The organism is Halomonas sp. 5021 (assembly GCF_036663435.1).
Classification (GTDB): Bacteria; Pseudomonadota; Gammaproteobacteria; order Pseudomonadales; family Halomonadaceae; genus Vreelandella; species Vreelandella janggokensis.
Map to the genome: position 1 here is coordinate 579062 of NZ_JAXOVU010000001.1, position 11130 is coordinate 590191.

Annotated in this window: 11 protein-coding genes; 9 read left to right on the forward strand and 2 right to left on the reverse strand. The window is 56.3% G+C overall.

The genetic code is table 11. From position 1 onward, the window contains the following. The first annotated feature begins 3 nt into the window (after nt 1-3). Genes tolA through R3F64_RS02900 form a run of 5 tightly spaced genes read left to right on the forward strand, consistent with a single transcriptional unit; the run spans nt 4 to nt 4632 of the window. On the forward strand, nt 4-1128 hold the full coding sequence (gene tolA / locus R3F64_RS02880) for a cell envelope integrity protein TolA (protein ID WP_332609647.1): 1125 nt from the start codon (nt 4-6) through the stop codon (nt 1126-1128). Next, the gene (gene tolB, locus R3F64_RS02885) at nt 1128-2417 is read left to right on the forward strand and encodes a Tol-Pal system beta propeller repeat protein TolB (protein ID WP_085918546.1); all 1290 of its coding nucleotides are present in this window, start codon (nt 1128-1130) and stop codon (nt 2415-2417) included. Before tolA ends, tolB begins: the two co-directional genes overlap by 1 nt. Before the next feature lie 34 nt (nt 2418-2451). Next, complete coding sequence (gene pal, locus R3F64_RS02890) at nt 2452-2997, forward strand: peptidoglycan-associated lipoprotein Pal (RefSeq protein WP_085918547.1); 546 nt, start codon at nt 2452-2454, stop codon at nt 2995-2997. A 51-nt stretch (nt 2998-3048) separates the two neighbouring features. Continuing rightward, on the forward strand, nt 3049-3840 hold the full coding sequence (gene ybgF / locus R3F64_RS02895) for a tol-pal system protein YbgF (protein ID WP_085918548.1): 792 nt from the start codon (nt 3049-3051) through the stop codon (nt 3838-3840). A 27-nt stretch (nt 3841-3867) separates the two neighbouring features. After that, the gene (locus tag R3F64_RS02900; protein ID WP_085918549.1) at nt 3868-4632 is read left to right on the forward strand and encodes a YciK family oxidoreductase; all 765 of its coding nucleotides are present in this window, start codon (nt 3868-3870) and stop codon (nt 4630-4632) included. Nucleotides 4633-4646: 14 nt separating this feature from the next. Here the strand turns inward: R3F64_RS02900 and R3F64_RS02905 are convergent, their stop codons facing one another. Both R3F64_RS02905 and ubiG read right to left on the reverse strand, forming a co-directional pair. After that, complete coding sequence (locus R3F64_RS02905) at nt 4647-5315, reverse strand: HAD-IA family hydrolase (RefSeq protein WP_332609650.1); 669 nt, start codon at nt 5313-5315, stop codon at nt 4647-4649. Next, nucleotides 5315-6058, reverse strand: coding sequence for a bifunctional 2-polyprenyl-6-hydroxyphenol methylase/3-demethylubiquinol 3-O-methyltransferase UbiG (ubiG, locus tag R3F64_RS02910; RefSeq protein WP_085918551.1), 744 nt, complete (start codon nt 6056-6058; stop codon nt 5315-5317). Before ubiG ends, R3F64_RS02905 begins: the two co-directional genes overlap by 1 nt. 146 nt (nt 6059-6204) lie before the next feature. Between ubiG and galU the strand changes: the two genes are divergently transcribed. Genes galU through tamA form a run of 4 tightly spaced genes read left to right on the forward strand, consistent with a single transcriptional unit; the run spans nt 6205 to nt 11126 of the window. Further along, nucleotides 6205-7095: a UTP--glucose-1-phosphate uridylyltransferase GalU gene (gene galU / locus R3F64_RS02915; protein ID WP_332609653.1), complete on the forward strand. Its 891-nt coding sequence runs from the start codon at nt 6205-6207 to the stop codon at nt 7093-7095. Nucleotides 7096-7098: 3 nt separating this feature from the next. Continuing rightward, nucleotides 7099-8391: a nucleotide sugar dehydrogenase gene (locus R3F64_RS02920; protein ID WP_332609655.1), complete on the forward strand. Its 1293-nt coding sequence runs from the start codon at nt 7099-7101 to the stop codon at nt 8389-8391. Nucleotides 8392-8400: 9 nt separating this feature from the next. Continuing rightward, nucleotides 8401-9216 carry a hypothetical protein gene (locus R3F64_RS02925; RefSeq protein ID WP_309781379.1) on the forward strand — a complete coding sequence of 272 codons (816 nt, stop codon included), beginning with the start codon at nt 8401-8403 and terminating at the stop codon, nt 9214-9216. A 53-nt stretch (nt 9217-9269) separates the two neighbouring features. Further along, complete coding sequence (tamA, locus tag R3F64_RS02930; RefSeq protein WP_309781380.1) at nt 9270-11126, forward strand: autotransporter assembly complex protein TamA; 1857 nt, start codon at nt 9270-9272, stop codon at nt 11124-11126. Nucleotides 11127-11130 lie beyond the last annotated feature (4 nt).

An 11130-nucleotide genomic window follows, 5' to 3' on the forward strand; every position in this document is an offset into this window, starting at 1 on the left:
GGCATGGCTGTAAAAAAACCTCGTGATCCTCAAGATATTGGCTACCTTTGGCCAGCGGTGTTTGCGATTGCCGTGCACCTGCTGATCGTGTTGTTCTCGTTGGTTGAATGGCCAGATAGTGACGCCGAGCCAGATTCCTCTTCTATTGTACAGGCAACCCTGATCAGCACAGAGGCGTTCACGAACCGGGCCCAGCAGGCCAATGATGAGTCAGCTGCCATGGAGGGGGCTGAGGAAGCTGAGGAGACAATAGAAGAACCCGATACATCAGCCGCCGAAGAGCAGGCTGCTGCCGAACAGGCTGCACAGGAAGCGGTTGAAGCTGCTGCTGCCGAAGAAGCCCTGGAAGCTGCCAGGGCAGAAGCAGAAGCGCAAGCCCAACGCCTCCAGGAGGCAGCCGAAGCTGAAGCCGAACGTGAAAGGGAAGCTGAAGAGCAGCGCCGCCAGGAAGCGGCAGAAGCCGAGGCCGAGCGTCAGCGGGAAGCTGAAGAGCAACGCCGTCAGGAGGCCGCCGAAGAGCAGCGCCGCCAGGAAGAGGCAGAAGCCGAGGCTCAGCGCCAGCGGGAAGCCGAAGAACAGCGCCGCCAGGAAGAGGCAGAAGCCGAGGCCCAGCGTCAGCGGGAAGCCGAAGAGCAACGCCGCCAGGAAGAGGCAGAAGCCGAGGCCGAGCGTCAACGCGAAGCGGAAGAGCAACGCCGTCAGGAAGAGGCAGAAGCCGCGGCCGAGCGTCAACGCGAAGCCGAAGAACAGCGCCTTCAGGAAGAGGCAGAAGCCGCAATGCAGCGACAGTTGGAAGGTGAAGCCCAGGCCGCTGCTGCAGCACAACAAGCCGAGCAAGCCGCCAATAGCTTCCTGACGATTGTTAAGCGCGCCGTCGAGCAGGCATGGATAATTCCGTCAGACGCAAGCGACTCGATGAGTGCTACGCTTGAAGTCAGGTTAGGGCCGTCAGGCGAAGTGCTGACCACGTCGGTGGTATCGTCAAGCGGCGATGGCAACTTTGATCGATCGGCGATGCAGGCAATCGAACATGCAGCACCGTTCGTTGAGCTGCGTGAGCTGCCGGCTGGACAGCAGCGCAATTTACGTCAATTCAATCTGCGATTTACCCCGGGGGATGTTCGCTGATGCACACCATAAGCAAGGTATGGCTATTCTGTCTGTTGCTGGCAATGAGCACAGTTGCTAGCGCCAATTTAACCATCGAAATTACCCGCGGCAGTGATCAGGCGCTACCCATAGGCGTGGTGCCGTTCGAGGGTCCAGAGGGTATGCCCGAAGACGTGGCACAAATCATTCATGACAATCTTGATCGCAGCGGTTTTTTTGATCCCCTGGATCGCGGTTCGATGTTTGAGCAACCCAACGAGGCAGAGGATGTTCAATACAGCACCTGGCGGTCATTGGATGTTCGTTATCTGGTCGTTGGCAGAACCGAACGGACAGACACTGGCTATCGAATCCAATATGATCTGATGGACATCAGCGGCCAGCGGCGCATGATGAGCGAAACCGTGACGGCCAGTGAAAATGATCTGCGTGGTGCCGCGCACTATATCAGCGACCAGATTTTTGAGGAGATTACTGACATTCGCGGTGCTTTCTCGACGCGAATTGCGTATGTCACCGCGCAAGGGGTTGGCGATAACACCGACTATGGCCTGTACGTAGCCGATGCAGACGGGCGCAATAGCCAGCAGATTTTGACGTCCGACCAGCCCATCCTGTCCCCTGCCTGGTCACCGGACGGTGGCAAGCTTGCTTATGTATCTTTCGAGAGTGGACGCCCGGAGATCTATATTCAGGAAGTGAGTAGCGGTAATCGTGCGCGGATTACATCGTTTGAGGGGATTAACGGTGCACCTGCCTGGTCGCCAAATGGCCGCCGGTTGGCCATGTCCTTGTCAAAAGACGGTCAGCCCGATATTTATGTCATGGAAATCGCCGACCGTTCGCTCACTCGCGTTACGGATAGCAACAGTATCGATACCGAACCTGCATGGTCGCCGGATGGTCGCCGTCTGGTGTTCACGTCCGACCGTAGCGGTGGGCCGCAAATTTATCAGCATACGCTCGGTAGCGGTGAAACGGAGCGTATGACTTTCACGGGTAATTATAACGCTCGGGCGCGTTTCTCGCCGGATGGCGAAAACCTGTTTTTGATCCACCGTTCTGACCGTGGTTTTCAAGTCGCACGTCAGGAAATCGACAGTGGTCGCCTGGTCACGTTGAGTGATTCCACTAGTGATGAATCACCCAGTGTTGCACCGAACGGGACCATGGTAATCTTCGCTACCCAACAGGGTAACAACGGGGTGCTGAGTGCCGTTTCTGCCGATGGCCGTTCGTCATTCAGGTTGCCCGCTGCCCAAGGTGATGTGCGTGACCCCGCATGGTCACCGTTTTTAAACAACTGAAATCCATTCATGTTTTCAGGCAAGGAGTCTGATTATGCAACTTAAACCGTTGGCTCGCTCATTGGCAGTCGCGCTTTCTATCGCCGTTATCGCAGGCTGTTCAAGCACCGGCGGCACTCAAGACGGTGATTCATACGGCAGCCAGGATGGCCGTGATGGAAGCGCCAGCAGCACCTCGGGCACCGGAACGAGCGGTCAGTATGGCAGCGCCACATCAGGCGCTGATCGCAGTCAACAGGCCGACTCGCGTATTCCGGATGTCAAAACCATCTATTTTGACTACGATCGCGACACGATTAAAAGCGAATACGAATCTGTCGTGATGGCCCACGCGCGCTATCTGCGTTCAAACCCGGATGTCAACGTCGTCTTGCACGGGCATACCGATGAACGCGGTACCCGTGAATACAACATGGCCCTCGGTGAACGCCGTGCCAACGCCGTCGAGCGCTTTCTGAACATTCAAGGCGTTTCATCCTCGCAAATGAGCGTGGTGAGCTATGGGGAAGAGCGTCCGGCTGAACGTGGTAGCAGCGAGGCTGCATATTCACAAAACCGTCGCGTTGTGTTCAATTATTGATGACCCGCGTGATAATCAACACGCATTAGGATTCGTCATTTTGGAGTCATCATGAATCACAGTCTCAAGCGTTACATTGAGAGGCTGTGCGGTGCGGGAGCCTTAGTGCTCCCGTTATCCGTATTGCCCCTTGCCAGTGTTGCCCAACAGCCCGTTGTCGAAGACCTTTCAGGTTCAGGCGGCGGGTTTTATGAACAAGCCCAGACCCAGGGCGGAGGCTCCAATGGAAGCCTCGTCTTATTCAACACGGTGCAGGAGCACCAGCAGGAAATTCAGCGTCTGCGTGGTGAAATTGAAGAGCTGCGTCACCAATTGGAGCAACTTCGCCGCCAATCACAGCAGCAATACCTTGATATTGAAGACCGCCTGATGAGCATTGGGCAGAGTCAAATCGAGGAATCGACACCCGAGGTGGAGCCTGACGCCGCCGAGGAAGTTGCCAATACTCCCTCACCAAGCGATGTGAGTGAGGATGCGCGGCAGACGTATCAGGACGCCTTCGCACATGTACAGGCGCGCCGTTTCGACGAAGCCATCGCCGCCTTTGAAGCCTTTGTGGAAGCCTATCCCGATACCAGCTTGACCGCCAACGGCCATTACTGGCTGGGTGAGCTGTATGCCGCGGAAGGCGAACTGGATGCCGCCGAGCAAGCGTTCACCCGCGTGATTGACAACTATGATGGTAGCAGCAAGGTGCCGGATGCGTTGTACAAGCTTGGCTTGGTCAAGGCCCGGCAGGGCGAAGCGGAAGAAAGTCGTGCGTTCCTCGAAAAAGTGCAGGATGATTATCCACAAAGCAGTGCGGCGGGGCTGGCCGATGATTTTCTTCGCCAGGGCAGTTGATGGCAAAAGCCGCCAGGAGGGTCTGCGATGACATGTAAAATTGATTATCAGCCAGCGCCCGATTTGCTCCGTGACCGTGTCGTGTTGGTCACTGGCGCAGGTGACGGCATAGGGCGTGCGGCGGCGCTAAGTTACGCCCGCCATGGTGCGACCGTGATCCTGCTTGGCCGCACCATTGCCAAGTTAGAGCGTGTGTACGATGAAATCGAGGCGGACGGAGGCCCTCAACCGGCCATTTTTCCGCTCAATTTTGAGGGCGCCACGCTCAAGGATTTTCACGACATGGCCGACACCCTCGAAAAAGAGTTCGGCTGCCTGGACGGTCTGCTGCACAATGCCGGTCTACTGGGTCGTATTACCCCTTTTGCGCAGTACGATGCCGCACTCTGGGAGCAGGTCATGCAGGTCAATATCAATGGCCCCATCTGGATGACCCAGGCGCTATTGCCGTTGTTGCAACGCTCCCACGATGCCTCGGTCATCTTTACCTCTTCCAGTGTCGGCCGCAAAGGCCGTGCCTACTGGGGGGCCTACGCCGTATCCAAATTTGCCACCGAAGGGTTCGTGGAGGTACTGGCCGACGAATTGGATAGTGAGCCCCACCTGCGCATTAACACCCTTAATCCAGGCGCTACCCGGACGCAAATGCGGCGTAATGCTTATCCTGGTGAAGACCCCGCCAACTTGCGTACCCCCGATGACATTATGCCCACGTACCTGTGGTTGATGGGACCCGATAGCGCAGGCACCCATGGTCAGAAAATCGATGCCCAACCCCCCAAGCAGACTTGACCTTTGAGGGTTGTTCAAGCGATATCAGGCAGCGCATCGACCAGCTCAGTACACTGCTGATACCAGTAGTGTGCTGGCCACAGACGATAATCATCGCCTTCCGCAATATACCCGTAGCCAACCGCCACCGCCGTCATGCCGGCTGCTCTGGCGGCTTGCATATCTCTGAGATGATCGCCGACATACCAGCAATGCTGTGGTTTGACACCTAATCGCCGAGCGGCCTCGATCAGCGGAGTGGGATCGGGTTTTTTGACGGTCAGATCATCCGCGCAAAGCAGGGCACCCGGCGTCAGCGACAAGGCCTCGAGCAACGGCGTGGTATAGCGACGGGGTTTGTTAGTGACAATCCCCCAGGGGCGTTCCTGGCATTGCCATTCAGCGAGCCATTGATCCAGAGGTGAAAATACCCGGCTGTGAACCGCAACCGAGGCTTCATAGGCGTCCAGCAGAAACTGACGAGCCTCTGCCTGATGAGTAACGCCAAGATCACTGCCCAGCGCCAGGCTCACCAAGGCGTTACCGCCATTTGACACCTGGGTGCGAATTGTGGCGAACGGTAGCGGTGTCAAACCGTGGTGTTGACGCAATGCATTGGTGGCGACAGCTAAGTCCGGCGCGGTATCCACCAGGGTGCCGTCAAGGTCAAACAGCACGGCACGGGGCGATGAGCAGACAGGCATTATGCCTGCACCTTACGGCAATACATCATGTAATTGACCGAGACATCGTTTTCGGTCAACCGATAGCGTCGGGTCAGGGGGTTGTAGGTCAGCCCGATCTGTTCGCGCACTTCCAGACCGCTATGCCGATTCCAACTCGCCATTTCCGAGGGGCGGATGAATTTCGCATAGTCGTGCGTTCCCCGAGGCAGTAGCTTCAGCACGTACTCGGCACCGAGAATGGCAAAGGCGTAGGATTTCGGCGTGCGGTTAAGGGTAGAGAAAAACACATAGCCACCCTGTCTCACCAAGGCCGCACAAGCATGCACGACCGACGCCGGGTCAGGAACATGCTCCAACATTTCCATGCAGGTGACGACGTCATACTGGCCTGGCTGTTCATCCGCCAGTGCTTCCACACTGATGTTGCGGTAATCAATCGTCACGCCTTGCTCTTCAGCATGCAGGCGGGCAACGCCCAAGGGTGCTTCACCCAGGTCAATACCGGTCACCTTTGCACCACGGCGGGCCATGGCTTCACTTAAAATACCGCCGCCGCAGCCAACATCCAGCACTTTCTTGCCCGCTAATCCTGCCCTGGCATCGATAAAGTCGAGTCGTAAGGGATTTATATCGTGCAGGGGTTTAAATTCACTCTGCGGGTCCCACCAGCGACTGGCAAGTGCTTCAAATTTCGCCACTTCGGCGTTATCAACATTGCCTTGGTATTGGTGAGCAATGCTATCCTTTGGTGTCGCTGACATGTTTTGACTCCATCAACATTGAGCAAGCATGGGAAAGACCGTGGCCTGATACTTGCAGTGTAACGGCGAACTGGAAACCCAACGCGCGTTCAGTATGATAGGCATTCTAACCACTCCTGAGCCGGAACGCATGAAAAGGACCTCTTATGATTCGTAAGGCTGTATTGCCTGTTGCGGGATTCGGTACCCGCTGCCTGCCCGCTTCCAAAGCCATTCCCAAGGAAATGATCACCATTGTGGATCGGCCAGTCATTCAATACGTGGTCGAGGAGGCAATTGCCGCAGGTATTCGCGATATCGTGTTTGTCACCAGCAGTAATAAGGGCGCCATCGAAAACCATTTCGACACCCATGCTGAATTAGAGGCGAGCCTGCAAGCAAAGGGGAAGCATGATCTGTTGGCCTCGCTCAGGGAAATGGTGCCTGATGACGTCAATATCATCAGTATACGCCAGGGTGAGCCCTTGGGACTGGGACATGCCATACTTTGCGCACAGCCAGTTATTGGCGACGATGAACCCTTTGCCGTGCTATTGCCGGATGTGTTGGTGGACAACAGCGACACCCCGCGCAGCGATCTGCAAGGAATGCTCGAGGCTTACGACCAGCAGGGCACCGCTCAACTGATGGTCGAGGAAGTCAAGTGGGAGCTTGTGGAAAAATACGGCATTGTTGCCCCCGCAGGTGATGTGCCGGCTCCCGCCAGCTCTGCCGACCTGGTTGGCATGGTTGAGAAGCCGGCGCGTGACCAGGCTCCCTCGAATCTGGCGGTCATCGGCCGCTATGCCTTGCCCGCCGCGATTTTTCCTATTCTTGCCAAGACGCCACCCGGCGCTGGTGGGGAAATTCAGCTCACCGATGCCATTGAAACGCTTCGTGAGCAGCAGGGCGTTCAGGCCTATCGTATGCAAGGGACGACGTACGATTGCGGACAACCACTGGGATACCTGGAGGCAACGCTGGCCTATGCACGCAGGCACCCTGACTTGGGGGATGAGTTTAAAGCATTGCTCGCGCGCTACCATCAGGGAGCCTAATCGATGCGGGTGCTCCTGTACGGTAGTGAATTAAGCACCGCAACCGCGGCGGCGGCCTTGTCCTCTGTGGGCCATGTGGTGGCATGGCTTCCTCATGGAGATACACCGTGGTCGACGCTCCTCAACGAGGATTGGCTACGCCGCGAACCACAACTCGTTGAGCAGATACAGCAAGCTCTGGAGAGTGGCGCTTTAACGGTTATCGCCCAGCCGGAAACGCATCTGGCTGTCGATGTGCTGTGGTTAGCACTCTCACCATCACAGCGCGAGTCGGCAGCCGCTTTGCTGCAGCACCCCGCGCTGAGATGGCAGACCGATAGCATACTGGTCAATAACTCGACCTTCCCGGTCGGTGATACCGAACGGTTACAGCGCCTGACAGGGGAGTGCGCTCTGGGCGTTGCCTTGCCAGATACGCTGGAAGAAGGGCGAGCCTGGGCGTCGTTTACACGCCCTGGCCGTTGGCTATTGGGTTGTGATGATCAACTGGCCGAGCAAAAGCTAAGAGAGTTACTGAGAGCCTTCAATCGACGCCGTGATGCTTTTCAGGTGATGCCCACGCGTGCCGCTGAGTTAACCAAGCTTGCCATTAACGGCATGTTGGCCACGCGCATCAGCTACATGAATGAAATTGCGGGGCTGGCAGATACCCTGGGCGTTGATGTCGAGCATGTAAGGCAGGGAATGGGGGCCGATTCACGTATCGGGTATGAATACCTTTATCCAGGCTGTGGGTTTGGCGGGCCAAGCTTCTCGCGGGATTTGATGAGGCTTGCCGACGTGCAGGTCGCCAGCGGGCGACAGTCTGCCTTGCTTGAACACGTGCTCGATATCAATGAACAGAAGAAAGAGACATTATTCAGAAAGCTATGGTCCTACTACGGCGGCGCGCTTGAAGGGAAGACGATTGCCATCTGGGGAGCCGCTTTTAAGCCAGGCACAGCACGTATTGATCATGCGCCGGTACTGACGTTATTGAACGCCCTCTGGGCGCAAGGGGTTCACGTCAAGCTTCACGACCCTGCGGCCACGCCTGCATTAATGGCGGCCGTTGGCCCAAGGAATGATTTGGTTACCTTTGTCGATAACCCGTACGATGCCTGTGAAGATGCCGATGCGTTAATGTTGGTAACAGAATGGAAAATCTACTGGAATCCAGACTGGAAATACTTGGCTTCACAGCTTGGCGATAAGCTGATACTGGACGGCCGAAATATTTATGATCCTGAATTTGTGGCCAGCTGTGGGTTACAGTATCGAGGAATAGGTCGGCGCGCCGATCCAACGTCGTTGTGAGGAAACTGCATGTCCGATAGAGCCCCATCTTCGCGCATTGTACCGGATGCCGATCAGAGTATTGCATCGCAGCATGTCAAGCATCGTAAGGGGCCTTCGCTATGGCCGCTTTGGCTGTGCATGTTTTTGTTGATTGGCCTGTTGGTGGCGGCCGCGATTGGTCTGTACCTCGAGCGCGAGCGGCTTCAGGAGGAGTTGCAGCGGGTCAGTGGTGAGGTATCGAACATGCACGCTAGACTAGACTCGGGTGACAGTGATGTACAAGATACGTTAACCTTTGTCCAAGCTCAGATGAGTACCTTGTTCCAAGAGCAGGAACAATTGTCGATAGCGCTAACGGATACTCGTAATGAGCTTTACGACGTACTTACCGAAAATGAAAGCACTGTTGCCAGTGACACCATTGATCCATTGCTTGAGCGACTGGAGGAACAGCGCGAGCGAGCGGCTCTTCGCGATAGCCAGCTTGCCGCCATACACACGTCGCTGGATGCGTTGGAAGAAGCTGGGACATCGGGGCGTAGATCGTTAACCGAGGAAATCGCTCATGTAGAGGCTCAAAGCCGCGAAGAGTTGGAAGCGTTGGAGACGTCAGTGGCCGCTTTGGCGAACGATATTGACGAACGCCTCAGTGCCCGCGACGCCGAGCGACAAGAGAAATGGTCACGCTTTGAAGCATCGCTAAGTGAGCTAGAGAGTGCAAAGAGCGACAACGAAACACTAGAGAGTCGATTGTCACAGCGACTGGATGAACTCGAAAACGATTTACGCCAGGTTCGCCAAGCGCAACTGGCATTCAGTGCACAACTTGAAATGTTGCGTTAATTGACACGACCTGCTGAAAGGCAGCACGCCGATGATTAGGTTAGGGAAAATGTATGGGAAGACAACGGCAGTGGCTTTCAGCAGCGGTCATCGCACACTTGGTAACATTGCCGCTGGGGATGGCTGCACCCGCCGTATGGGCACTGAGCGCGACGCTTGAAGGTGTGGAAGATGAGGTAGAGGGCAATATTCGCGCCTATCTGCAGAATCTCGAAGGAGACGAGTACACCGAAAGCCGTCTGGTGGGTGAAATCCGCCAACGCACCCAGGAAGCGATGCGCGTTTACGGTTATTATGAACCCGATATTTCCATCGACTTACCAGCGGAGGGTAATCCACACCTGACCATTGAGCCAGGCCCCCAGGTCACCATCGAAACACTGGATATCAACATACTCGGTGACGCCGCTCAGGATGAGCCATTCAATGAGGCGTTGGCGGGATTCCCCTTGAAAGTGGGAGATACCCTGCGCCACGCGCCCTGGGATCGACTGCGGGGTGAGTTTTCCGGTTTGGCGATTGAACGAGGCTACTTCGACTGGGGATTTACTGAGCGTCGAATGGAAGTTCGCCCCTATTTGCAAAGTGCCCGGCTGTATATGGATTTTGACAGTGGCCCGCGTTACCGGTTTGGCAAGACGATGATCACTGGGAGCCACATTCAACCCGAACGTCTGCAGCAGATGCGCACGTACCAGGTGAATGAACCTTATTTGGCGGAATCCCTTGCGCGTTTTAACCAGCGTCTTGCCGAGACCGGATGGTTTAGCTCAGTATCCGTCAAGCCACGCCTGGAAACTGCCCAAGAACTGACACTCGCCCCACCTGGTGGTGGTGACCCATGGTGGGTATCGGCAACCGAATCGCAGCCTGAGCGGCCAAGGATTACCAGTGCCGCACTTGCCAGCGCGTTGAGCACGCAACAATCCGACGACACAGCCCTGCCCATCGATGTCAGTGTGGAGCCTGCCAATCGGCACCAGTTTGAAACAGGCATAGGCTTCGCCACTGACGTAGGCGCACGGTTACGGTTCGGCTGGGACCAGCCATGGATCAACCGCTATGGCCATAGCCTGGATCACGATCTCTACCTGTCAGCGCCTGAGCAGCGCTTTACCGGCGTCTACGACGTTCCCCTCGAAGACCCGCTGCGTGATAGCTATCGCCTGCAATACGGTGTCCGCAACGTCGATGACAGCGATACCGACTCGCTGGAAGGTACCGTTGAAATCGCTCGGCGCTGGGAGTTCGACAATGACTGGGTACAGTCGCTGTACTTTCGAACGACCTATGAGGATTTCAACCAAGGGGGGGAGGCCGATCAAGTGTGGTTATTCTACCCCGGCATTCAATGGTCACGTACGCGCACCAGGCCACAGCGCTTTCCTCTGTGGGGGGACCGCCAGCAGTTTTCGGTGGAGTACTCTGATCCGGTCTGGGGATCGGACGCCCAGTTTTTACGCCTAACGGGTGACACCGAATGGATTCGCACCTACGGCGATGATAACCGCTTTTTGGCACGCGTCAGTGTCGGGGCCATCGAGACCCAAAATTTCGATAAGATTCCCCCGTCCCTGCGGTTCTTTGTCGGGGGCGATCGCAGCGTACGCGGTTATTCCTACGAAGGACTCTCGCCCCGTAACGATGAAGGCAAACTGCGTGGTGGCCAGCAAAAACTTACCTCCAGCCTCGAGTACCAGCGCCGCGTGACCGGTGCATGGTGGGGAGCCGCCTTTATCGATGCCGGGGATGCCTTTGACAACTGGGGCCCCGCTGATCTGAAAAAAAGCGCGGGCTTAGGAGTTAGGTGGGTGTCCCCGGTTGGCCCTATTCGCTTGGACGTGGCGCATCCTTTTGACGACGCCGACGATAACTGGCGTTTGCACTTTTCGATTGGACCCGAATTCTAGGAGA

Bases quoted from the DNA above. Each gene is read 5' to 3' on its own strand.
- ybgF (WP_085918548.1), top strand. From the start codon at position 3,049: ATGAATCACAGTCTCAAGCGTTACATTGAGAGGCTGTGCGGTGCGGGA.
- tamA (WP_309781380.1), top strand. From the start codon at position 9,270: ATGGGAAGACAACGGCAGTGGCTTTCAGCAGCGGTCATCGCACACTTG.
- galU (WP_332609653.1), top strand. From the start codon at position 6,205: ATGATTCGTAAGGCTGTATTGCCTGTTGCGGGATTCGGTACCCGCTGC.
- tolA (WP_332609647.1), top strand. From the start codon at position 4: ATGGCTGTAAAAAAACCTCGTGATCCTCAAGATATTGGCTACCTTTGG.
- R3F64_RS02925 (WP_309781379.1), top strand. From the start codon at position 8,401: ATGTCCGATAGAGCCCCATCTTCGCGCATTGTACCGGATGCCGATCAG.
- pal (WP_085918547.1), top strand. From the start codon at position 2,452: ATGCAACTTAAACCGTTGGCTCGCTCATTGGCAGTCGCGCTTTCTATC.
- tolB (WP_085918546.1), top strand. From the start codon at position 1,128: ATGCACACCATAAGCAAGGTATGGCTATTCTGTCTGTTGCTGGCAATG.
- ubiG (WP_085918551.1), bottom strand. From the start codon at position 6,058: ATGTCAGCGACACCAAAGGATAGCATTGCTCACCAATACCAAGGCAAT.
- R3F64_RS02900 (WP_085918549.1), top strand. From the start codon at position 3,868: ATGACATGTAAAATTGATTATCAGCCAGCGCCCGATTTGCTCCGTGAC.
- R3F64_RS02920 (WP_332609655.1), top strand. From the start codon at position 7,099: ATGCGGGTGCTCCTGTACGGTAGTGAATTAAGCACCGCAACCGCGGCG.
- R3F64_RS02905 (WP_332609650.1), bottom strand. From the start codon at position 5,315: ATGCCTGTCTGCTCATCGCCCCGTGCCGTGCTGTTTGACCTTGACGGC.